General features: G+C 60.7%; 17 protein-coding genes and 3 tRNA genes. 15 read left to right on the top strand and 5 right to left on the bottom strand.

The annotated features are described in order from the left end of the window. Positions 1 to 23: 23 nt before the first annotated feature. Together AB8E48_RS00410 and bcp are read right to left on the bottom strand one after the other, a co-directional pair. Positions 24 to 105 (bottom strand) — tRNA-Leu (locus tag AB8E48_RS00410). 186 nt (positions 106 to 291) lie between these two features. Next, on the bottom strand, positions 292 to 768 hold the full coding sequence (gene bcp, locus AB8E48_RS00405; protein WP_298699130.1) for a thioredoxin-dependent thiol peroxidase: 477 nt from the start codon (positions 766 to 768) through the stop codon (positions 292 to 294). A gap of 222 nt (positions 769 to 990) precedes the next feature. Between bcp and AB8E48_RS00400 the strand changes: the two genes are divergently transcribed. Further along, positions 991 to 1,063 (top strand) — tRNA-Lys (locus tag AB8E48_RS00400). 588 nt (positions 1,064 to 1,651) lie between these two features. On the opposite strand, the gene AB8E48_RS00395 is transcribed toward AB8E48_RS00400, so the two are convergent. Beyond that, on the bottom strand, positions 1,652 to 2,191 hold the full coding sequence (locus tag AB8E48_RS00395; protein ID WP_368885371.1) for a hypothetical protein: 540 nt from the start codon (positions 2,189 to 2,191) through the stop codon (positions 1,652 to 1,654). 462 nt (positions 2,192 to 2,653) lie between these two features. Between AB8E48_RS00395 and AB8E48_RS00390 the strand changes: the two genes are divergently transcribed. The 8 genes from AB8E48_RS00390 (at position 2,654) to AB8E48_RS00355 (ending at position 12,846) form a co-directional block, all read left to right on the top strand. Then, positions 2,654 to 4,456 (top strand): acetolactate synthase large subunit, encoded by a 1,803-nt coding sequence (locus tag AB8E48_RS00390; RefSeq protein WP_368885370.1) that lies wholly within the window; start codon positions 2,654 to 2,656, stop codon positions 4,454 to 4,456. After that, complete coding sequence (ilvN, locus tag AB8E48_RS00385; protein ID WP_005505523.1) at positions 4,456 to 4,956, top strand: acetolactate synthase small subunit; 501 nt, start codon at positions 4,456 to 4,458, stop codon at positions 4,954 to 4,956. The genes AB8E48_RS00390 and ilvN overlap by 1 nt, the downstream gene beginning before the upstream one ends. Positions 4,957 to 5,264: 308 nt before the next feature. Further along, positions 5,265 to 6,293 (top strand): ketol-acid reductoisomerase, encoded by a 1,029-nt coding sequence (gene ilvC / locus AB8E48_RS00380; RefSeq protein ID WP_314656580.1) that lies wholly within the window; start codon positions 5,265 to 5,267, stop codon positions 6,291 to 6,293. A gap of 215 nt (positions 6,294 to 6,508) precedes the next feature. Then, a tRNA-Lys gene (locus tag AB8E48_RS00375) sits at positions 6,509 to 6,581 on the top strand. A 376-nt stretch (positions 6,582 to 6,957) separates the two neighbouring features. After that, the gene (metG, locus tag AB8E48_RS00370) at positions 6,958 to 8,502 is read left to right on the top strand and encodes a methionine--tRNA ligase (RefSeq protein WP_368885369.1); all 1,545 of its coding nucleotides are present in this window, start codon (positions 6,958 to 6,960) and stop codon (positions 8,500 to 8,502) included. A 311-nt stretch (positions 8,503 to 8,813) separates the two neighbouring features. After that, positions 8,814 to 9,581 (top strand): ABC transporter ATP-binding protein, encoded by a 768-nt coding sequence (locus AB8E48_RS00365; RefSeq protein ID WP_368885368.1) that lies wholly within the window; start codon positions 8,814 to 8,816, stop codon positions 9,579 to 9,581. A gap of 3 nt (positions 9,582 to 9,584) precedes the next feature. After that, positions 9,585 to 12,338, top strand: coding sequence for an ABC transporter permease (locus AB8E48_RS00360; RefSeq protein WP_368885367.1), 2,754 nt, complete (start codon positions 9,585 to 9,587; stop codon positions 12,336 to 12,338). 190 nt (positions 12,339 to 12,528) lie between these two features. Then, positions 12,529 to 12,846 carry a nucleotidyltransferase family protein gene (locus AB8E48_RS00355; protein ID WP_368885366.1) on the top strand — a complete coding sequence of 106 codons (318 nt, stop codon included), beginning with the start codon at positions 12,529 to 12,531 and terminating at the stop codon, positions 12,844 to 12,846. Positions 12,847 to 13,017: 171 nt separating this feature from the next. On the opposite strand, the gene AB8E48_RS00350 is transcribed toward AB8E48_RS00355, so the two are convergent. Together AB8E48_RS00350 and AB8E48_RS00345 are read right to left on the bottom strand one after the other, a co-directional pair. Further along, positions 13,018 to 13,866 carry a response regulator gene (locus AB8E48_RS00350; RefSeq protein WP_368885365.1) on the bottom strand — a complete coding sequence of 283 codons (849 nt, stop codon included), beginning with the start codon at positions 13,864 to 13,866 and terminating at the stop codon, positions 13,018 to 13,020. A 45-nt stretch (positions 13,867 to 13,911) separates the two neighbouring features. Further along, a complete protein-coding gene (locus AB8E48_RS00345; RefSeq protein ID WP_368885364.1) occupies positions 13,912 to 15,321 on the bottom strand; it encodes a sensor histidine kinase in 1,410 nt (469 codons plus the stop codon). Positions 15,322 to 15,907: 586 nt separating this feature from the next. On the opposite strand from AB8E48_RS00345, the gene AB8E48_RS00340 reads away from it, so the two are divergent. The 6 genes from AB8E48_RS00340 to AB8E48_RS00315 all read left to right on the top strand — a co-directional run bounded on the left by AB8E48_RS00340 (position 15,908) and on the right by AB8E48_RS00315 (position 22,979). Next, positions 15,908 to 17,335 (top strand): transcriptional initiation protein Tat, encoded by a 1,428-nt coding sequence (locus AB8E48_RS00340; RefSeq protein ID WP_368885363.1) that lies wholly within the window; start codon positions 15,908 to 15,910, stop codon positions 17,333 to 17,335. Positions 17,336 to 17,517: 182 nt separating this feature from the next. Then, positions 17,518 to 18,573 (top strand): 3-isopropylmalate dehydrogenase, encoded by a 1,056-nt coding sequence (locus AB8E48_RS00335; protein WP_368885362.1) that lies wholly within the window; start codon positions 17,518 to 17,520, stop codon positions 18,571 to 18,573. Between the two features lie 373 nt (positions 18,574 to 18,946). Beyond that, the gene (locus AB8E48_RS00330; protein ID WP_368885361.1) at positions 18,947 to 20,044 is read left to right on the top strand and encodes a branched-chain amino acid aminotransferase; all 1,098 of its coding nucleotides are present in this window, start codon (positions 18,947 to 18,949) and stop codon (positions 20,042 to 20,044) included. A gap of 153 nt (positions 20,045 to 20,197) precedes the next feature. Next, positions 20,198 to 20,950, top strand: a complete 753-nt coding sequence (locus AB8E48_RS00325) for a fumarylacetoacetate hydrolase family protein (RefSeq protein ID WP_005507404.1) — start codon at positions 20,198 to 20,200, stop codon at positions 20,948 to 20,950. A gap of 56 nt (positions 20,951 to 21,006) precedes the next feature. Then, positions 21,007 to 22,518: a glutamate--tRNA ligase gene (gene gltX, locus AB8E48_RS00320; protein WP_368885360.1), complete on the top strand. Its 1,512-nt coding sequence runs from the start codon at positions 21,007 to 21,009 to the stop codon at positions 22,516 to 22,518. 2 nt (positions 22,519 to 22,520) lie between these two features. After that, the gene (locus AB8E48_RS00315; RefSeq protein WP_368885359.1) at positions 22,521 to 22,979 is read left to right on the top strand and encodes a hypothetical protein; all 459 of its coding nucleotides are present in this window, start codon (positions 22,521 to 22,523) and stop codon (positions 22,977 to 22,979) included. Positions 22,980 to 23,048: the final 69 nt, after the last annotated feature.

Below are 23,048 nucleotides of genomic sequence, written 5' to 3'. Positions count from 1 at the left end.
CGGGTCCAATGTAAATGTGTGTGTGCGCGAGGGGGGACTTGAACCCCCACGCCGTAAGGCACAGGAACCTAAATCCTGCGTGTCTGCCAATTTCACCACTCGCGCGCAGTGTCACCCCACATCCGAAGATGCATGCGTCTGAGGCAACAAAAAATTAGTGTACACGAGGAATCAGGGTTCGCCAAGCCTTAAAAGAAGCCCCCATAGGGCAAAAAGCCCGCAAACACGCCGAACAGCAACCCCACATAGAGCCACCCGGCAGACCGCAGTCAAGCCCCCAAAAGCACGACCCTACTTCGGGTCAATACCAAGATCACGACGCAACTTAGCCACATGACCCGTCGCACGCACATTGTACTGAGCCACAGAAATAACACCCTGCTCATCAATCACAAACGTCGAACGAATCAGGCCCTCATACACCTTGCCGTAATTCTTCTTCTCACCCCACGCGCCATACGCCTCAGCCACAGCATGATCAGCATCAGACAGTAGCGGGAACGTCAACGACTCCTTCTCCACAAAACGGCCAATAGCCGCCGGCGAATCCGGAGAAACACCCAACACCACGTAACCCAGCGACTTCAACGACGCCAAATTATCGCGGAAATCGCACGCCTCCTTCGTGCAACCCGGAGTCGAAGCCTTCGGGTAGAAATACAAAATCACCTTGCTACCCGCATAATCGCTCAGGCTGTGCTCCTTACCCGACGCGTCAGAAAGGGTAAAAGCAGGCGCCGGAGTACCCGGCTCAAGACGAACACTCATCAATAACTCCTCAAAACAACAACAGAGATCAACAGGGGAGCGGCGGATGCGCCCCACACCGTACCAAGGGCGGATGCGCCCCGTGCAATACACACAGTCTAGTCTCCCACACACCCCACCCAGATAATGTGTCCAGGCTCACGCTATTTCAACTTGCGCACACCACAAAAAACCGCGTATAGTATTTTTCTGTTGCAAGGGAAACCTTGAAAAACAGAATAAGCGCCTCTAGCTCAATTGGCAGAGCAATTGACTCTTAATCAATGGGTTCTGGGTTCGAGTCCCAGGGGGCGCACTTCAAAGAAAATCCCGCTGATTCTTCGGAATCGGCGGGATTTTTGCGTTCCCTCGTGAATACAGTTTTGAGGGCTTGAGGAGTCGGGGCTCGGCTTTGTTTTTGATGGTGCGCGCCGCATGTTTCCTTCGCGCCTACGCAGGGGCACCCGTCACCCGGACGCTCCGCTCTCTCCTCGCTCCGCATCGGAGAGCGTCCGTGTGACACCCTGAGGGCGCTTCCGGAAAACGTAGCTGCACCCCAAGGGTTCCCCTGGCGGGTGCGTGGAGGTTTCGGTGGCCTCCGTAGTGACATCAGGGTGCCCGAAGCGAAGCGAGGGCGGGTGCCCCTGTAGGAACGAGGAGGGTGCCGAACCTCGAGCTGATCCCGCCGTGGGTGGTTTGTGGTTTGGGTGTGCGCCCCGTGCCTAGCGAACTGGGGCGGGGGAGGGCTGTCGCGTTTTAGCGTGTTGCGTGGTGGTTGGTGTTTTGCGTGTGGAGCGAGGGCGTGCACCGCCCCTCAAGCGTCCAGCATAGTCGGGCGTGGGTACGCGAAAGCCCGCCACCGTCACAAGACCGCAGCGGGCATTCACCTCAAAAAGTCACACGGCTACAGGACCGGCCAAATCCGCGTCACAAACTCACGGAAATCCTCAACATCCTTACCCTGCTCCAGCAGACCAGTGCCAAAACGAGTCGCAACCTCAGCATTATCCTCAAACGACAAATAAAACGAGCTGCCATTCACCGACTCAATCGTCACCGCATCATCACCCACACGGTAAGCATGCAGTGCATTCGTATTATCAATCGTCGTAGCCGTACCCGCAGGCGTCAACGCAGGCAAATTCACCGGAGCAATAATCACCTCATCCGGCGCATCCTGATAACCCACAATAAAATGTTCCTGATTCGGGTACTGATGCAACGCCAAATCAGGATTACGGTAAACCGCACGGCCCGTCGCATACACCAAATTGTAGGCACCGTAATTAATAATCTGCTCGTCAAAAACCGGGTGCAGAACCCGAATGAGTTCCTCACCCGTCAAAAACTCGCTACTCTCAACAGAGTTACGGGGGTCAACAACCTCTGCGTACTTACTTGCTTCGGTCAGCTCATCAGCGACCGGGATAATTGGTTCGGTCATAGCTTCAGTCTACCGGGGCAACCAACGAAGGTCACGAGTATTCGCACATATTACGCGCCATGACGCCCAAAAAATGCGAGTTTTTCTCACCTGTTCAAAAGAGCGCCCAAGAGTGCACGCACGCGCACAAGGTGTCCACATCATGAAAGAAAGTATCCGACCTGCGCCTTTATGAACAAAAACAGGTGTGTTGCCCGATAGAGATTTGACTCACCCCCTCTCGGGGCGCACCATAGAAGGGTGAAGACAGCAATGTTCCAGCGAATTCTACGCCTTGTCGACGTCGCCTAGGGCGCGTGGCAGGGTCTATTCACTGCGACTGAGCGCCCCTACCGCTACCACCAACAGCGAGGGGCATTTTTTATAGCTTGGTACCCCCGGGCATAGGATGCGTGAGGATCACACAAACCCCACGCAGAACATTGAGTACAACGAAGAACCATTAAGACACGAGGCATTTCCATGACCATGGGATTTTCCACTTCTGATGACGCGGCAAACGCTCCCGCAGAACGCATGACCGGTTCTCAGGCTATCGTCCGCACCCTCGAAGACCTGGGTGTGACCGACGTATTCGGCCTGCCTGGCGGCGCTATTCTGCCGACCTATGACCCCCTGTACGACTCCAAGAAGGTCCGTCACATCCTGGTCCGCCACGAGCAGGGCGCAGGTCACGCAGCCCAGGGCTACGCAGTGTCCAGCGGTAAGACCGGCGTGTGCATCGCAACCTCCGGCCCCGGCGCAACCAACCTGCTGACCGCAATCGCTGACGCAAACATGGACTCCATCCCCCTGGTCGCAATCACTGGCCAGGTGTCCACCAAGCTGCTCGGCTCCGACGCATTCCAGGAAGCTGACATCGTCGGCATGGCAATGCCCATCTCCAAGCACTCCTTCATGATCACCGACCCGCAGGACATCCCCCGCGCGCTCGCAGCAGCATTCCACATCGCATCCACCGGCCGCCCCGGCCCCGTGCTCGTAGACGTCACCAAGGACGCGCAGGTCGGCATGATGGAATACCGCGGCATCCCCGAAGATCTGGAGCTGCGCGGCTACACCCCCGTCACCCGCGGCCATTCCAAGCAGATTCACGAAGCTGCAAAGTTCATCACCGAGTCCAAGCGCCCCGTCTTCTACGTTGGCGGTGGCCTGGTGCGCTCCGGTGCCTCCGAAGAGTTCCACAAGCTGGCTAAGCTCATCGGCGCACCCGTCGTCACCACCCTGAACGCAATCGGCGCGTTCCCCGACTCCGACCCCCAGAACCTCGGCATGCCCGGCATGCACGGCACCGTCCCCGCCGTCGCCGCAATGCAGAAGTCTGACCTGCTCATCACCCTCGGCGCACGCTTCGACGACCGCGTCACCGGTAAGCTCGACTCCTTCGCACCTGAGGCTAAGGTCATCCACATTGACGTTGACCCGGCAGAAATCTCGAAGATCCGCTTCGCAGACGTGCCGATCGTCGGCGACCTCAAGTACGTGCTGCCCGAGCTGACCGACCTGCTCTCCACCGAGTTCGCACAGCAGCTGCCGAACCTCACCGAATGGTGGAACGAGCTTAACGCAATCCGCAAGGATTACCCGCTCGGCTACGAGAAGCCCACCGACGGCCTCGGTTCCCCCGAGTACGTTCTCGAGCGCATCAGCGCCCTCACCGGCCCCGACGCATACTACGTCACCGGCGTTGGCCAGCACCAGATGTGGGGCGCACACTACATCCAGCAGGAAAGCCCCCGCCACTTCATCAGCTCCGCAGGCCTCGGCACCATGGGCTACGGCGTTCCCGCCGGCATGGGTGCAAAGGTCGCACACCCCGACTCCACCGTGTGGATCATCGACGGTGACGGCTGCTTCCAGATGACCAACCAGGAACTGGTCACCTGCGCACAGAACAACATCCCCGTCAAGGTTGCCATCATCAACAACTCCTCCCTCGGCATGGTGCGCCAGTGGCAGACTCTGTTCTACAACGAGCGCTACTCCAACACCGACCTGAAGGACGGTCACGGCACCGCACGCATCCCCGACTTCGTGAAGCTCGGCGACGCATACGGTTGCGCCACCTTCCGTTGCGAGCGCGACGAAGACGTGGACGCCACCATTAAGGCTGCCCTCGAAATCAACGACCGCCCCGTGGTCATTGACTTCACCGTCAGCCCCCACGCACTGGTCTGGCCCATGGTCCCGGCAGGCGTTTCTAATGACAAGATTTGGATTGCGAAGAACACTTCGCCCGAGTTCGATCGTGAGGGAGAGAACTAATGTCTCAGCACACTCTGTCCGTTCTGGTAGAAGATAAGCCGGGCGTTCTCACCCGAGTTTCCGGTCTGTTCTCCCGCCGCCTGTTCAACATCCTCTCCCTGGCTGTGGGCCCCACCGAAAACCCCGGTGTCTCCCGCATCACCGTCGTGACCGAGGGTGACGCTCACACCATCGAGCAGATTACCAAGCAGCTGAACAAGCTCGTTCACGTGCTGAAGGTCGTCGAGCTTCCCGCCGACTCCTCCACTCAGCGCGGTCACATCCTGATTAAGGTCAAGGCAGACGCAGTAGCACGCCTGCAGATCGTTCAGGCAGCTGACCTGTTCCGTGCATCCGTCATCGACGTTTCCCCCGAATCCGTTGTCATCGAGGCAACCGGCTCCGAGGAAAAGCTCAACGCACTGCTGGATGTTCTGGAGCCTTACGGCGTCCGCGAAATCGTTCGCGCTGGCACCATCGGCCTGGCTCGTGGCCCCCGTGCCATGAGCGAGCGCATCTAACGCAAATACCTAACGCTACATTCCCGTAGCGTCTCTCCCGCCCGCACAAACGAAGCATAAGCATTCGCCGTGCGGGCGGGGGAGCATCAGGTACTCTCTAATTCTTTCTCCACTAGGCGCTTTCTCTACCCAGGCGCCCCAAAGCCAAAGAAATAGATGCAGTACCCCATAAACTCTGCAGGTTACGAAATCTTGAGCCACAATCTGAGAAGTGCTCTCGTAAACCCGCACCCCCATAGCTTTCAAGTAGAATAGTGAATGCTGAGCCCAGCCTGGGCCGCATATCGAACTTACTGAGGAGAAGAAAAATGGCAGCAACCATTTTCTACAACGACGACGCAGACCTCTCGCTGATTCAGGGCCGCACCGTAGCAGTTATCGGCTACGGCTCCCAGGGCCACGCACACGCACTGAACCTGCGTGATTCCGGTGTGAAGGTCATCGTTGGCCTGCCCGAGGGCTCCAAGTCCCGTGCCAAGGCTGAGGCAGAAGGCCTGCGCGTTGCAACCGTCGCAGAAGCAGCAGCAGAAGCTGACGTCATCATGATCCTGACCCCGGACCAGGTCCAGGCAAAGGTCTACGCAGAGAGCATCGAGCCGAACCTCAAGCCCGGCAACGCACTGTTCTTCGCACACGGCTTCAACATCCGCTTCGGTTACATCACCGCACCCGAGGGCGTTGACGTGGCAATGGTTGCTCCCAAGGGCCCCGGCCACACCGTCCGCCGCGAATTCGAAGCAGGCCGTGGCGTTCCCGCCCTGGTTGCAGTCGAGAAGGACGCATCCGGCGAGGCACTCGCACTGGCACTGTCCTACGCAAAGGCACTGGGCGCAACCCGTGCAGGCGTTATCAAGACCACCTTCACCGAAGAGACCGAGTCCGACCTGTTCGGTGAGCAGGCAGTTCTCTGCGGCTCCACCTCCCAGCTCGTCCAGTACGGCTTCGAGGTCCTGACCGAGGCTGGCTACCAGCCCGAGATCGCATACTTCGAGGTTCTGCACGAGATGAAGCTCATCGTCGACCTGATGATCGAGGGCGGCATCGCTAAGCAGCGTTGGTCCATCTCCGACACCGCAGAGTACGGCGACTACGTCTCCGGCCCCCGCGTGATCTCCCCCGAGGTCAAGGAAAACATGAAGGCTGTCCTGGCAGACATCCAGAACGGCAACTTCGCAAAGCGCTTCATGGAAGACCAAGCTGCAGGCGCACCCGAGTTCAAGGCACTGCGCGCAAAGGGCGAGGCACACCCCATCGAGGCAACCGGCCGCAAGCTGCGCGAGCTGTTCTCCTGGAACACCGCTGACGACGACTACACCGAAGGTTCCGTCGCTCGCTAAGCAGTAGCTCAGCAATAGCTTTCTAAAAAATCCGGCGCACCACCCACACCCCGCTACAGGGGAGGGGAGGTGCGCCGGATTTCTGTCTAACGAAAGCCTGCAAAAACCCCAAAACAATGAGTGTGATGCAGTTCATGCCCACTCGAGTTGCGGGCACCCAAAGAATGCCGTATAGTATTTACTTGTTGCGAGGGAAACCCGCAAGAACAAAATAAGCGCCTCTAGCTCAATTGGCAGAGCAATTGACTCTTAATCAATGGGTTCTGGGTTCGAGTCCCAGGGGGCGCACTTCAAAGAAAATCCCGCTGATTCTTCGGAATCGGCGGGATTTTTGCGTTCCCCTTGAAATGCAGTCTTCATGGGTTGAGGAATCGGTGTTCGTCCTCGTTCCTGCAGGGGACCTGTCCTCGCAGAGCTCGGACACCCTGATGTCACTACGGACGACACCGATTCCTCAGATGGTTTCTGCGGGTTCGGCAGGGGCGCGTTATCCCGCCGGTTCGTTGGGGTGCGCGGTGGTTTCGTGTGCGCCCCGTGCCTAGCGAACTGGGGCGGGGGATGGCTGTCGCGTTTTGGTGTGTTGCATGGCGGCTGAGTGTTTTATCGCGTATCAGAGTGTAACCCCAGTGAGAGCCTCGCCTAATACTGCGGTAAACTGAAAGTTATGACTGCAACTCCGTTCTACATCACCACCGCCATCTCCTACCCCAATGGCAACCCGCACATCGGCCACGCCTACGAAACCATCGCCGCCGACGTGCTAGCCCGCTTCAAGCGCCTCGACGGCTTCGACGTGCGCTTCATGACCGGCACCGACGAGCACGGCCAGAAGATGCAGACCACCGCCGAGAAGCTCGGTAAGACCGCTAAGGAACTCGCCGACGAGAACTCCGCACGTTTCAAGGCAATGAACGACGCGCTGAACATCAGCTACGACCGCTTCATCCGCACCACCGACCCCGACCACTACGTCGCATCCCAGGCAATCTGGAAGCGCATGGAAGAAAACGGCGACATCTACCTCGACAAGTACGCCGGCTGGTACTCCGTCCGCGACGAAGCCTACTACGCAGAAGACGAAACCGAAGTCCGCGACGGCCAGCGCTACGCCATCGCCACCGGCACCGAGGTTGAGTGGACCGAAGAAGAATCCTACTTCTTCCGCCTCTCCAAGTACGGTGACAAGCTCCTCGAACTCTACGCCAACGAAGGCTACGTCTACCCCGAATCCCGCCGCAACGAGCTGATTTCCTTCGTCAAGGGCGGCCTCAACGACCTGTCCATCTCCCGCACCACCTTCGACTGGGGCGTGCCCGTACCTGGCAACGACAAGCACGTCATGTACGTGTGGGTGGACGCGCTGACCAACTATCTCACCGGCCTCGGCTACCCCGATACCGACAACGAACTGTTCGTCAAGTACTGGCCCGCCGACCTGCACCTCATTGGCAAGGACATCACCCGATTCCACTCCATCTACTGGCCCGCATTCCTGTGGTCCGCCGGAATCGAACTGCCCAAGCGCGTCTTCGGCCACGGCTTCCTGCTCGTCAACGGCGAAAAGATGTCCAAGTCCGTCGGTAACGTCGTCGACCCCGCAAACCTCGTCGACGCATTCGGCCTCGACGCCGTGCGCTTCTTCCTCATGCGCGAGGTCTCCTTCGGTCAGGACGGCTCCTACTCCGAAGAGTCCATCATCAACCGCATCAACTCCGACCTGGCAAACAACCTCGGCAACCTCGCCCAGCGTTCCCTGTCTATGGTCGCCAAGAACTGCGGCGGCGCCGTCCCCACCCACGGCGAATTCACCGAGGCAGACCGCAAGATTCTCGACGAGGCGGCAGCCCTCTACGAGCCCGTCCGTGCAGACTTCGATGAGCAGGCATTCCACCGTGCACTCGACCGCATCTGGACCGTCCTCGCAGACACCAACGCCTACTTCGCGGAGCAGGAGCCCTGGACCCTGCGCAAGAACGGCGAACTCGACCGCATGAACACCGTGCTGTACGTGACCCTCGAGGTCGTGCGCCAGGTCGCCATTCTGCTGCAGCCCGTCATGCCCGACTCGACCGCCAAGCTGCTGACCCTGCTCGGCGTACCCGAAGGTGACGCACGCCAGTTTGCAGCCCTCGGCACCGCGCTCGTGCCCGGCACCGAACTGCCCGCACCCGCACCGGTGTTCCCCCGCTACGAAGCACCCAAGGCATAACAGTTGCTTCTGACATAGCGCGAGAAAGCCCCCCCCCGGCATCCTAACCCCAGATGGGGGAGGAGCCGGGGGCTTTTCGCATGCACTATATAGAGGTATGGGCGCGGGGTAGATGTACCGGCTGAGTTGCCACTCATACTTAAGGATGATGTCGGCACCCCTCCTAGCCAGCCTTAGACGCATCTCAGCCCGTGGGATTAGCGATAGCCCCTGCATCCGCCGGTAAAGAGCCGGTGAACACCTACCAAAATCAACCTGGAGGATGATAAAAACACCGTAGTCAGCGCCACATCGCGTGAAATAATTGAACTATGACTACGACAACTCATCACGCCCAGGCGGCGCAGCCTGCCGTCTCCGCACGAAACCTTTCCAAAACCTACGGCATCGGTGAAGCCACCGTCCACGCCCTCAACAACGTCTCCGTCGACTTTGAGCAGGGCAAGTTCACCGCGATTATGGGACCCTCCGGCTCGGGTAAGTCCACGCTGATGCAGACCATCGCAACCCTGGACACCCCCGACCCGAACCCCGCCACCTCCATTCGTATTGGCGGTGTGGAGCTCTTCGGCCTGAAGGACAACGCCCTCACCGAATTCCGCCGCGAACACATCGGCTTCATCTTCCAGTCGTTCAACCTGGTGCCCACCCTCACCGCGGGCCAGAATATTGACCTGCCGCTGGGCCTTGCCGGTAAGAAGCCCGACCCGCAGTGGCGCGACTACCTGGTCAAGACCCTCGGCCTGGAAACCCGCCTCGACCACCGCCCCGAACAGCTCTCCGGCGGTCAGCAGCAGCGCGTCGCCATCGTGCGTGCACTGCTCGCACGCCCCGAAGTGGTCTTCGCCGACGAGCCGACCGGTAACCTCGACTCCAATTCCGGTGCCGAGGTGCTGCGCCTGCTGCGTGCCGCCGCAACCGACCACGCACAGACCATCCTCATGGTCACCCACGACGCAAACGCCGCCTCCTATGCGGACCGCGTGGTCTTCATCAAGGACGGCATGGTCGCCGGCGAAATGATCGAACCCACCTACGACGCCGTCCTCGGCGCAATGGCACAGCTGGAAGGTCGATAAGCCGTGGCAACCACACTGAACACGGTGGCGCGCTCCAACCTGCGCGCCTCCAAAGGAAAATACGTCCTCACGGGCATAGGCATCGCGATCTCATCCTTCTTTATCGCAGCCATTATGATGCTCACCAACTCGCTGCAGGCGACCGTCAACTCCTCCGTCGGTGACGTGCTCTCCCGCGCCGAGGCGGTCGTCGCCTCCGCCGCTACAACCTCCGACGGTCAAGACAGCACCTCTATCTACCTGACTCGTGACCAGATTCAGAAGGTAGAGCAGAGTGACCTGCTCTCCGGCTACTGGGTGCAGTACGCCGTCACGGGTGCGATTGGCACCGGCGACCAGAAAACCCGCGTGCAGTACAACCAGCTGCCCGCCGATTCGAGCCTCTTCCCGTACAAGGTGCAGGGTAAAATCCCCAGTAGCGACCACGAAATCATGGTCTCCACCTACTTCGCGAAGAAGCATAACCTCTCGCTGAACGGCAAGGTCACCAGCACCGACGTTGTGGAATCCGTCAGCGCCCCCGGTACCGATAAGACCGCCGAATACACCGTCGTCGGCCTGTTCGACCCCGGCTTTGAAGGCTCTACCACCAATCAGGCTGTCTTCATTGGTGGTACTAGCCTCGGCGAAGCCGCGCTGAAGGCATCCGAGGCAGAAAACAAGAGTTCCGCGGCCGGTTACCGAAGCATGGCTGGCGCGAACCTCATCTACCTCAAGTTCAAGGACGGCGTAACCGACGCCAAGCTCAAGAGCCTGCAGGATTCGCTCAGCAGCGGCGACACCAAGAACGACCCGCGCGTGATGACCGGTCAGAAGTTGCTGGAAGACTACCAGAAGACCATCTCCACGGTCTTCACCTCCATTAGTGTGGTCCTGGGCGCCTTCGCAGCACTGGCTCTGTTGGTCTCCTCGTTCGTCATTTCCAACACCTTCGCGGTGCTGGTCGGCCAGCGCATCCGCGAGCTCGCCCTGCTACGCACCCTCGGTGCCCGTGGCGGCTCTCTCGTACGGATGCTACTCATCGAATCCGTTACCGTTGGCGTGGTGTTCTCCCTCATCGGTGCACTGCTGACCTACCCGGTTGGCGCGCTGGTTGGTGCAAACCTGACCACCATCATGATTTCGTACTCGATTACCCCGATCCTGGTGAGTGTGCTCCTCTGCACCCTCGTGACGGTTCTGGCGTCGCTCTCCCCGGCACGAAGCGCCCTGCGCATCTCGCCCATTAGCGCGATGAGCGAGCACACCAACCTTGAGGTGCGCAAGCCCGGCAAGGTCGGCCCGATCCTGGGTCTGGTCTTCGGCGCCGCAGGTATCGGCCTGGTGATGCTGGCTCAGAACCAGGGTTCCGGTGAGGGTGCCGGCAATAAGGCCATTGCCTTCATGATGGGGGCCGCGCTGCTGCTCGGTATTGCGGTCTTCCTCCTCACCCCGCTGGTACTGCCCCCGCTGGTACGTGCCCTCGGTAAGGTCACCCGCACCCAGACCGGCAAGCTGGCGCTCGCCAACGCACTGCGTTCGCCCAAGCGCACCGTCTCCACCGGTCGTGCCGTGCTGGTGGGTACCCTGGTCGTGTCGACTGTGCTGACCGGTTACTCGGTGCTGAGCGCCTCGCTGACCAAGGCCCTGGATCAGCAGTACCCGATTTCTGCGCAGGCGAAGTACAGCTCGTTTGACCAGTCCGAGGCAGCCTCCACCGTGACCAAGGCGGAGGAAATCGCCTCCAAGGTCAAGGGTAATAAGAACGTTCAAGCATCCGCCGTTGGTTACGCAGCCGGTGTGGTCGACTACACCGTCGAGTACGAGGGACAGACCGCCAACCAGAATTCTGACTTGGTGGCGTTGAGCTCCTCCGATTTGAAGGCAATCCTGCCCGACGAAAACTCGAACCTTGCCGATGACACCGTGCTCGTACCGCAGGGCCTCTGGAAGTCCGCTGGATTGAATGAGTCCAGCCGTCTGAAGGCACACGGTCCGCTCGGCGAAGTGGAACTCAAGCCCATCAAGTCTGCAACCAAGCAGAACCTGCTGATCGTCAACCCTGCCACCGCCGCCAAGCTGCAGGACGCCAAGAACCCGCAGAAGGTTGCCAACCCTGCCGCTGAGGAAGCTCAGAAGCGCCTGGAAGAAGCAATCGCCAGCGGTGACAAGGAAGCTCAGACGAAGGCAGCTCACCTGACCGTCACCAGCCAGGCAACCGGTAACGACACCGTCGTTCTGGTGCGCGCCGCCTCCCCGCTGACCAGTAGCGAGAACGCGGCCCTGCAGGCTGATCTGAACCGAGCCAGCCCGGACAGCTCCTTCACCGGTGGTCTGCAGGAACGTCAGACATACGACCAGCTGCTGACCGTTATGCTGACCTTCACCCTGGTGATGCTCATGCTCGCAGTGGTCATCTCCATCATTGGTGTGGCGAACACGATGACCCTGTCGGTCAATGAGCGCCGCCGCGAGAACGCTATGCTCCGCTCGCTGGGCCTGTCCCGCAAGCAGCTGCGCCGCATGATTTCCATTGAGGCGATTCTGATTACGCTCGCCGCAGTGGTGCTCGGTATGGTTTCTGGTGCGGTGATTGGTAGCCTCTCTGCGCAGATTATTATGTCTTCCATGAGTGCTTCCGCCCCGCTCGTGCTTGACCTGCCGTACGTCTGGTACGTGGTCATCCTCATTGTGGGTGTGCTCGCTGCGATGCTCGCTTCGGCTCTGCCGGCGGCTCGTTCGGCTCGCATGTCCCCGGTTGAGGGTATGCGCGGCTAACCCGCTGTATCTGGCATAGTCACAGTACCCGGCGAACCCGGATACTCGGCGTGAGAAAGCCCCGGAGGGTGCCTCGAGAGGAGGCGCCCGCCGGGGCTTCACTGTGCACAGGGTGGATACGCTCCCTGATTCATAGAGCTAGGTTCTAAGTGGCTGACCTGTCATCTGGCTTTGCGCGTATGATGGGTGTATGAGCACTAGCCACCCCAATCTGCATCGCGGGTACACGCTGCCCCACGAAGCGGAGGTTCTTCAGATCCTCCGTGATGCTGGTGTGCGCCGTGCCCGCCTCTTCGGTAGTGCCGCCCGCGGTGAACTGACCGAAACGAGCGACCTGGATTTTCTGGTGCAGATGCCAGGGGTAGCTCCTTTTGACGAGTTCATGCAGATGGTGGATGCTCAGCACCGCATTGAACAGCTGACCCGCCGTAGCGTTGATATGGTTACCCAGCTACGCCCCATTATCTACGCAGAAGCAGAACCGGACATGGTGGAGCTGCCGCTATAAGAAATTGCCTGAGCTGATGAGCGACTTCGAGCGAATCATCGACCAGATACAAGAAACCACTTAACTAAAGAGCCCCGGAGGGTGCCCCCGATAAGGAGGCGCCCGCCGGGGCTTTACCGTGTCCTCTATTCTGTTGTGCCCTTATATAGGGGGAACAATCGCAGGGGAGAGCTAGTGGGCGATACCCGCCTCATACGCCATAATGACCGCCTGCACACGATCACGCGCACCCAACTTCGCCAACACATGCGACACGTGCGTCTTCACCGTCGCCTCCGACAGCACCAACTCCCGCGTAATCTCCGCATTCGACAAGCCACGCGCAATCAGACCCAGCACCTCAAACTCACGCGGCGACAACTGCTCAATCAACTCACGATGCGGATAATCCTGCACAGGCTCAAGGCTTGCAGGCTCAGCTGGAATAAACGTCGCCTTAGGAAGCTCAGATGCTACAGCCGGGGGAGCAACAGGAGCAGATTCAGGAACAGGCGCGGCAGGAACACCGGGAGTAGCGGCGGGGGAGTCCAGCACCGGAATCATATGCTCCAGCAGGCGGCGAGTAGCCGAGGGCGCAATCACCGCATCGCCGCGATGCACCGTACGAATCGCCTCCAACAGTTGCTCCGGCGGAGTGTCCTTCAACAAGAACCCGCTCGCGCCCGCACGCACCGCCGAATACACGTACTCGTCAATATCGAAGGTCGTGAGCATAATAATGCGCACCCGCTCGGACTCAGTCACCTCACGCTGGCCGTCACGCTCCAGGATGCGGCGCGCCGCCTCCAGTCCGTCGCAGTGCGGCATGCGCACATCCATGAGGATGACCTGCGGCGCCTGCCCCTCAGACACCATGCGGTCAAAAACGTCAATAGCCGCCAGACCGTCGTCAGCCTCCATAACGACCTGCAGGTCCGGCTGGGAGTTGACGAGCATGCTCAAGCCGCCGCGCACTAGGCGCTGGTCGTCAACGAGCATCACGCGGATCGGCTGGGTGGTCTGTGGTGCGGAAGAGTACATAGTTTCAATCCTAAGTCGCAGTGGCAGGGTGGAGGAATAAGGGTATTAGAGGTCGCGGTAGGGTAGCGCCGCCTCAACGAGCCAGCCGCCGTCCGGTTGTGTGCCGTAGGTGAGGGTGCCGTGGTAGAGGGCGATGCGCTCGCTCATGCCGCGCAGACCGTTGCCGCTGCCGGGTACCGGGCGAGCAATGTGCTGAGCTGCGACCGTAGAGACCGGTTCGTTCTCAACCCGCAGTTGCAGGCCCTCATCGCCCCAGTGAATGGTGACGGTGGTTGCCGCGCCGGGGGAGTGCTTGATCGCGTTGGTGAGCGCCTCCTGCACGGTTCGGTACGCCGCAAGTTCGGCGCCCTGCGGCAGGGTGCGTGCCATGGTGCCGGTGATTCCGGTGAAGGTGACGGGCAGCCCGGCGCGGCGGCTCTGCTCCACGAGGGCGGGCACATCGTTGAGGGTGGGCACGGGTGCGTAGGCGGTCGCCTCGTCGGTGCGGAGTAGCCCGAGGAGGGAACGCATCTGCGTGAGTGAGTCGCGTGCCGTGTCTGCGATGAGTTCGAGGGTCTGCTCAGCAATATCCGGCGTGTTCTGCGCCTGTTCAGTCTGCTGCTGAGCCTGACCCGCCTGCTGTGCGCGTGCGGTGCGGGCGCTCGCGGCGGCGTAGCGTGCCCCGTCCGCCTGAGAAATAATGCTGGAGAGCGAGTGCGCCACGATGTCGTGCATTTCGCGGGCGATGCGGGTGCGTTCGTCCTGCGCGGCGAGGCGGCGTTCCTGCTCCTGCTCGTATTCGAGGCGGCGGGCGCGTTCTTTGAACTCTTCGCTGCGTAGTTCGCGCATGCGGCGGGAGTCGCCGAGGAACCAGAAGACGGTAAAGATGGATCCGCAGAGCACGCCGAGCAACAGGGAGATGAAGATGCGGGCGGGCAGGTCGTCCCAGTGGTAGAGGAATGAGAGCGAGGCCTGCACGGTGACGGCGAGTGCGCCGACCCAGCCGAGAATGAGGCCGCGGAAGCGGGCGCGGCGGCGCCAATGCCGACCGATATGGTAGGCGGCGAGGCTGACGGGCGGGTAGCAGGTGATGGCGAGTGAGTCGGGGAAGGGCTCCACGAGGGTGAGGCAGAGCGCCGCGATGACCACGTAGATGCTGCCGTAGGGGAAGCGGTAGCGGAAGTAGAGCGCGGTGGTGCTGCAGAGCGCGGAGACGAGCGGAATCCAGCCGTAGCTGTTGACGAAGGCAACGGAGAGCATGCAGCAGAAGAACTGCATGTGTGCGACGACGAGGACGTTCATCCAGCCGCGTTTGTCTCTGAGGTAGGTTTGTACGCGGCTGGAGGCGGTGATGGCGTCGGCGGGCAGGTCGCTGCTTTCTGAGACGCCGCGGGTATGTGTTACGGCGTAGCCTGATTCGGCTGTCTTAGTGCTGTTCTGTGGGTTCTTCTGGGGTTGGGTGCGCTTGAGGGGCATGCTTCCAGTGTATCGGGGCGTTTGGGAGGGACCGGGAACCCTTTTTCTGCTCTCACATGCAGAAACATTCTGTGGGTTTGCGTGTGTGGTTGTGCGCTTGTGTGCGTGCGACACGCCAAAAACATCTATTTTTGGTGACCTTGATTACTTTTTTGTAGATTATTTATTCAATCACTGCTTGAGGGTTTGGGGTTGTATGGGGTTTCAATTCGGGTTTAAGAGACCTGAAACTCCCTTAAGTAACCTATTTTGGTTGCAAAACCTTCAATCAAAGCGGAGAGTTTAAGGGAAACCCCCTCATCAGGAGTGTTTTGGGAATCATTGCAGGTTGGTTCTTCGATGGGTATAGTTTTGGCTGTACCCGAAATCTGCGCCGATGGTCTAAGACCTCGCAGGGCGAACACCAAGAGCCCTGAAGCGCGACTCCCTATGCAGGGGAGCGGAGTACAGCATTATGTCGTTATCACCAGAGGTTAGGCTCAAGCCGACTCACTCACTCGACTTGTTTCAAGTGATGTTCTCTGCCGCGCACGACGGCGGGTGATAACTTTTATTCCTCAAATGACATCACTCTCGAAGGACATACATGTCTACTAATATTTCTCGCCGCAAGGTTGTCGCTGGCGCAGCATGGGCTGCTCCGGTTGTCGCAGCATCTGCTGCAGTTCCCGCTTTCGCATCTTCCACTGAGTGCGATTACGCATCTGCTCCCAAGTTCAACATCTCCGGTCAGCCCTCCGGCGCTAAGGACACCATCAAGTTCACCGTTCCCGCGAAGGTCGACAAGATTAAGTTCGAGGTCGCTGGTGGTGCAGGTGGCGGCTCCAACCAGGTTCCTGGTGGTTCCGGTGCTCTCGTGACCGGTGTAATCCCCGTCAAGGAAGGCCAGGTCATCGAGCTGGTCGCAGCTGCCGGTGGCGTGGCTTACCTGGAGTCCGTCAGGGGCGTCGACAGCCCCGCACTGTGGCAGACCCGCCCCGCAACCGGTGGTAAGGGTTACGGTAACGGTGGCGACGTCAACGAGCAGCCCGTTCCCGCTGACGTCAAGGCTCAGGTTGACGCTAACTGGCCCAAGCCTTCCGATATGAAGCGCTACCTCTACGGTGGTTCCGGCGGTGGCTCCTCCGCTCTGATCATCAACGGCACCCCGGTTGCTGTCGCAGGTGGCGGTGGCGGTGCGGGTATCCGTACCCAGCCCGGTACCAACAACATGCCCTCGGGTAAGTACTACAACCCCAAGGCAGTCGACGCATCCACCACCCGCCTGAGCGACCCCGACGTTAAGTCCGTTCTGCCCGCTGGTGCAAGCGCATCCGCAGCAGCCGGTGACGACGCTGAGACCTCCATCTCCCACTACACCGTTCTGAAGCCGTTCACCAATGACCGCACTGCTATGAAGGTTGCCGGTGGTAAGGGTGGTAACGGTGGTCAGGGTGGTGCAGGTGGCGAGCAGCCCCTGCTGTACTCCACCCTGGGTAACGTCAATGGTGTCCTGGGCTTCAAGAGCCAGAACAAGCAGGAGCTCTTCAGCTCCGCTACCGCTGGTGACAGGGGTGGCTCCGGCTTCGACGGTAAGGGTGCAGACGGCGTCTTCGCATACTCCTACCAGATCGACAACAACGACATTTCCAAGCTGGAAATCGTTCACGCGACCAACCCTGTTAACCTCAACGATAAGACCAACCTGGACAAGGACTCGACCCTGAAGTCCTTCAACGGTTACCAGACTGTTGTCTCCGCAGGTGGTGGCGCAGGCTACGGTGGCGGTGGCTCGGGTGCTGCTCGCGGCCTCTCCTCCATCATCACCTCCCAGAAGTGGAACGGTAACGAAGAGCCCACTCGTTACCGCCAGAACGTTAGCGCACTGCTGCAGGCAGGCGCAGGTGGTGCAGGTGGCTCCTACGTTGCTCCCGGTGTTGACAACGGTGCTATCGCATCCGCTAACAACGCTGCGAAGGCATCCGGCGTTCGTAACCCCGGTTACGTGAAGGTCACCCTCTGCGAGCGCTCCTAATAGCGTCTAAGTTCTTACCCTGTGAGAACTCGTAGATAAACAATATTCCCCGGCTGAATTATCAGCCGGGGAATATTGTTTTAACCGGTAGGACCCATCTAGCCCACCTCTCCCTAGCCCAGAGTCTGAGAACCCACCCGCACACTCTACCGCCCACCCGCGGCGCGTATTACGGTAGAGGCATGACTGAAGCACGTAGCATCGACCTCGCCGTCATCCCCGGCGACGGCATCGGCCCCGAAATCATTACCGAAGCCCAGCGCATCCTCACCCGCGCCTGCGAGCTCGAAAACATCACCGTAACCCCCACCCACTACAAGCTCGGCGCCGAGCACTGGCTGGAAACCGGTGAAACCCTGCCCGACTCCACCATGGACGCCCTCAAGCAGCACGACGCGATCCTCTTCGGCGCCATCGGTGCAGACCCCCGCAGCGGTCAGATTCCCTCCGGCCTCATCGAACGCGAAATGCTCCTGAAGCTGCGCTTCGCCTTCGACCACTACATCAACCTGCGCCCCTCCCGCCTGTACCCCGGCGCAGTCTCCCCGCTCGCCAACCCCGGCAACATCGACTTCGTCGTCGTACGTGAAGGCACCGAAGGCCCCTACATCGGCAACGGCGGCGTGATTCGCCAGGGCACCCCGCACGAAATCGCCACCGAGGTCTCCCTCAACACCGCGCACGGCGTGGAGCGCCTGGTCCGCTACGCTTTCGAGCTTGCCGCCACCCGCCGCAAGAAGGTCACCCTCGTGCACAAGACCAACGTGCTCACCCACGCTGGCCGCCTCTACAACCGCTACTTCAGCGAAATCGCGAAGGAATTCCCCGAGGTCGAGACCGACTACCTGCACATTGACGCGACCACCATCTTCATGGTCACCGACCCCGCCCGCTTCGACGTAATCGTTACCGACAACCTCTTCGGCGACATCATCACCGACCTCGCAGGTGCAGTGACCGGCGGTATCGGCTACGCGGCAAGCGGCAACATCAACGCTGTTGGCGAGTTCCCCTCCATGTTCGAGCCCGTACACGGCTCCGCACCGGACATCGCCGGCCAGAACAAGGCAAACCCCACCGCCGCAATCCTCGCCGGTGCCATGCTGCTGCGCCACCTCGGCCACGATGCAGCCGCAGCCCGCATTGAGGACGCCGTCGAGGCGGATATGCGCGAAAACGGCGCCATCGTGCGCGGAACCGACCAGGTCGGCGCGGACGTGCTCGCACGCCTGGGTTAATATTCACCAGGCTAAAGCTCGCGCGACTAAGATTCGCGCATGACAGCGTGAGCGCTGAAACGCTAGGGAAGCCCGGAAGGAACACACCTTCCGGGCTTCACCTGTTCACATCCTGAATGAGGGAAAAGGTGCGCATGCGGCAAACTCATCTTTCCGGTACTCTAAACAGGTCAGGCACACCCGCCCGGCACCTCGGCGGTGGACACCCTCCACCACTCACTGCAATGCATCCGACTAGCACAGACCGCTAGATGCACCATCTGCCCCGCACGACAACGCGCCCGGCGGCACACACCGGTTCTACGCCCCGACGCGAGAACCGCGAATCAAAGAACGCCTGCACAAGCAACTAGACAAAGAGGAACGCAGAACGATGGCCATCGAATTCAGCCACGAAGCAAACCAGTCACCCGCCTCCGCCGAACGCCGCGCCGAAATCCTTGCAAACCCCGGCTTCGGTGACTACTTCACCGACCACATGGTCACCATCGACTGGGAAGGCGACTACAAGACCGGTGGCACCTGGTACGACGCACGAGTTCGCCCCTACGGCCCGCTCGTCCTCGACCCCGCAGCATCCGTCTTCCACTACGGCCAGGAAATCTTCGAAGGCATCAAGGGCTACCGTCACGCTGACGGCTCCGTGTGGACCTTCCGCCCCGAAAAGAACGCGGCACGTTTCGCGAACTCCGCACGCCGCCTCTCCCTGCCCGAACTGCCCGAAGAGACCTTCATCGAATCCCTGCGCGAGCTCATCAAGGCAGACGAAGCATGGGTACCCACCGGCGACGGTGAGGCCTTCTACTTCCGCCCCTTCATGATCGCAACCGAGGCGTTCCTGGGTGTTCGCCCCGCACGCCACGTGCAGTACCACGTGATTGGCTCGCCCGCAGGTAACTACTTCGGCACCCCCGAGCCCGTGGACATCTGGCTCTCCACCACCTACGCCCGCGCAGGCGAAGGCGGCACCGGTGCGGCAAAGTGCGGCGGTAACTACGCAGCATCCATGATTGCCCAGACCGAGGGTGAGAAGCACGGTTGCAAGCAGGTTATTTTCAAGGACCCGCACCGCGGCGACGCCATTGAAGAGCTCGGCGGCATGAACGTGTTCTTCATCTTCGGCAAGGAAAACAAGATCGTCACCCCCGAACTGACCGGCACCATCCTGGAAGGCGTGACCCGCTCCTCGCTGATTCAGCTCGCCAAGGACCGCGGCATGACCGTCGAAGAGCGCGCAATCACCCTCAGCGAATGGCGTGAAGGCGTAGCAAACGGCGACATCACCGAAATCTTCGCCTGCGGCACCGCAGCAGTGGTCGCCCCCATCGGCAAGCTCAAGGCAGAAGACTTCGAAATCCCGGCACCCACCGAGCACTTCGGCGAAATCTCCAAGAGCCTGCGCGAAGAGCTCGTCGGCATTCAGCTCGGCACCGTTGAGGACCGCCACGGCTGGATGACCCGCCTCATCTAAAACGTGAATCTAACGTAACCCGCGAAATCCCCGCAGAATGCGCTCCCACCCGGAACGCACACCCGCGGGGATTCGCTGTGCCCGGTAATGCTGTAGGGGAGGGGAGTCGCACCCCCGCCGCCCACACCCTCGAAGGCTGGTACCCTAGAAAGTATGCGTATTGCACGATTTACCGTAAATAATGAGCTCCACTTCGGGCTGGTAGAAGGCGACGCAGGCGAAGAAACCCTGCGCGTACTCGCCGGCGACCCCTTCTACTCGGGCATCGAACCGACCGGCACCACCTACCCCATCGACCAGGTGCGCCTGCTCGCCCCGATTATTCCCCGCTCCAAGGTGATTGGAGCGATCGCAAACTGGGCTGGAACCGAGGCGCCCGCCTCCCCGCAGTTCTTCCTCAAGCCCAACACCACCGTGATTGGCCCCGGCGACCCCGTGACCCTGCCCGAGTACTCCGAAGCCGTCAGCGCAGAAGGTGAACTCGCCGTCATTATCGGTCGTATCGCCAAGTCCGTGCCGCTCGAGCGCGTGCACGAGGTCATCTTCGGCTACACCGTGGCAAACGACCTCACCGCCCGCGACCTGCTCGAAGACCGCCAGTGGACCCGCGCGAAGGGCTTTGACGGCTCCACCCCGCTCGGCCCCTGGATTGAAACCGACCTGGACACCGACTCGCTGAACATCACCACCTGGGTCGACGGCGACGTCGTGCAGGAGGGCAACACCTCCGAGATGCACTACTCCGTGGCCGAACAGGTGGCCGCAGCCTCCGAAATCTTCACCCTGCTGCCCGGCGACGTACTGCTCACCGGCACCCCCGCCGGCATCAGCGTACTGCGCGACGGCAACGAAGTAGAGGTCGAAGTCGAAGGCATCGGCTCCCTTGTCACCCGCGTGCGCGACTAACCGCCCGCGCCCCACAACGTAACGTACATCCTGAAACACACCGTCAAGGAGACATCATGACCGAATACCACGGTCCCGTACTCAACAGCCCCGCAGACACCCGCGTGCGCTTCTGCCCCTCGCCCACCGGCACCCCGCACGTGGGCATGGTCCGCACCGCCCTCTTCAACTGGGCATACGCACGCCACACCGGCGGCAAGCTGATCTTCCGCATCGAAGACACCGACGCGGCACGCGACTCCGAGGAGTCGTTCAACCAGGTGCTCGAATCCCTGCACTGGCTCGGTATCAACTGGGACGAAGGCGTTGGCGTCGGCGGCCCTCACGAGCCCTACCGCCAGTCCGAGCGTAAGACCGCAGGCATCTACAACGAGATTTTCCAGAAGCTCGTTGAGGGCGGCTACGTGTACGAAGACTTCTCCACCCCCGACGAGGTGAAGGAGCGCCGCAAGGCAGCCGGTCAGGACCCGCAGCTCGGCTACGACAACTACGACCGTAACCTGACCGAAGAGCAGAAGGAAGCCTACCGCGCCGAGGGCCGCAAGCCCGTGTGGCGTCTGCGCATGCCCGACGAGGACATCACCTTCAACGACCTGGTCCGTGGTGAAATCACCTTCAAGGCTGGCACCGTGCCCGACTACGTGGTTGTGCGCTCCAACGGCGACCCGCTGTACACCTTCGTGAACCCCGTCGACGACGCACTCATGGGCATCACCCACGTGCTGCGCGGCGAGGACCTGCTCTCCTCCACCCCGCGTCAGATTGCGCTCTACCGCGCACTCATCGACACCGGCGTGACCACCTTCATCCCCGAATTCGGCCACCTGCCCTACGTTATGGGCCAGGGCAACAAGAAGCTCTCCAAGCGCGACCCCGAGTCGAACCTCTTCCTGCTGCGCGACTCCGGCTTCATCAAGGAAGGCCTGCTGAACTACCTGTCCCTGCTGGGCTGGTCCCTCTCCGCAGACCAGGACGTCTTCAGCATCGACGAGCTCGTCGAGCACTTCGACGTACACGACGTTGTCGCCAACCCCGCACGCTTCGACGTAAAGAAGGCAGAGTCCATCAACGGCGACCACATCCGTGCGCTCGACCCCAAGGACTTCCGCGACCGCCTCATCCCGTACCTGCAGGCTGCAGGCGTACTCGGCGAAACCCTCACCGAGCGCGAAGAGCAGATCCTCACCGAAGCTGCACCCCTCGTTCAGGAACGTATGCAGCTGCTCGGCGAAGCACCCGGCCTGCTCGCATTCCTCTTCAAGAGCGACGACGAGATTACCGTGGCTGACGACGCACGCAAGCAACTCAAGGAATCCGCACCGCAGGTTCTTGCCGCCGCTATCGAGGCCCTGGAGCCCCTCGAGGACTTCACCGCAGCCAACATTGAGGCAGCCCTGCGCGCCGCAATCGTCGACGGCCTAGAAATCAAGCCGCGCCTCGCATTCGGCCCCGTGCGCATCGCAGTGTCCGGTGAGCGCATCTCCCCGCCGCTGTTCGAATCCATGGAAATCCTGGGCAAGGACTCCTCCCTCGCACGCCTGCGCAAGCTGGCCGCTGAACTGGGCTAACCATGAGTCGGTCGAATAACCAATCCATCATCGGCAAGGCGCTGCTCAAGGGCACCCTCATGGCGCTCACCAACGCCTGCATTATCTGGCTGATTCTGTACATCGCCAACATGGACAAGTCCGTCTTGATGGTGGTCGCTGTTGTTGTTGCGGCTGCCTTCGGGTATGTGACCGCCTACTTCGAGGCGCGCGCCGCCCTGAACGCTCAAGAAGCTCAGGCACGGCACGCCCGCGGTGGCGACGTCAGCAGCTCCTCTGACGGCGTAGACACTTCAGATTCTTCGGACTCTTCGCGTGAAGAGGACGACGAAGACGACTTCGTGGATCCGGGCCCCGACCCGGACGCGGGCGACTTCGACGCCGGAAGCTCCAGCTCCGATTACAGCAGTTCGGACTACAGCAGCTCCGACTTCAGTGGCGGCGATTCTGGCGGAGGCGACTCCGGCGGTAGCAGCGACTAAGCTCTAGAGAATCCCCTTATCCAACGGGAATCAGACGACTGAAAAGTCTGAAGAAACCCGGCGGATAAG

It is taken from the genome of Rothia mucilaginosa (genome assembly GCF_964211445.1).
Taxonomy (GTDB): Bacteria; Actinomycetota; Actinomycetes; order Actinomycetales; family Micrococcaceae; genus Rothia; species Rothia mucilaginosa_E.
The sequence above is the reverse complement of the archived record's forward strand: the minus strand, read 5'-3'. Positions and strand labels throughout refer to the sequence as shown.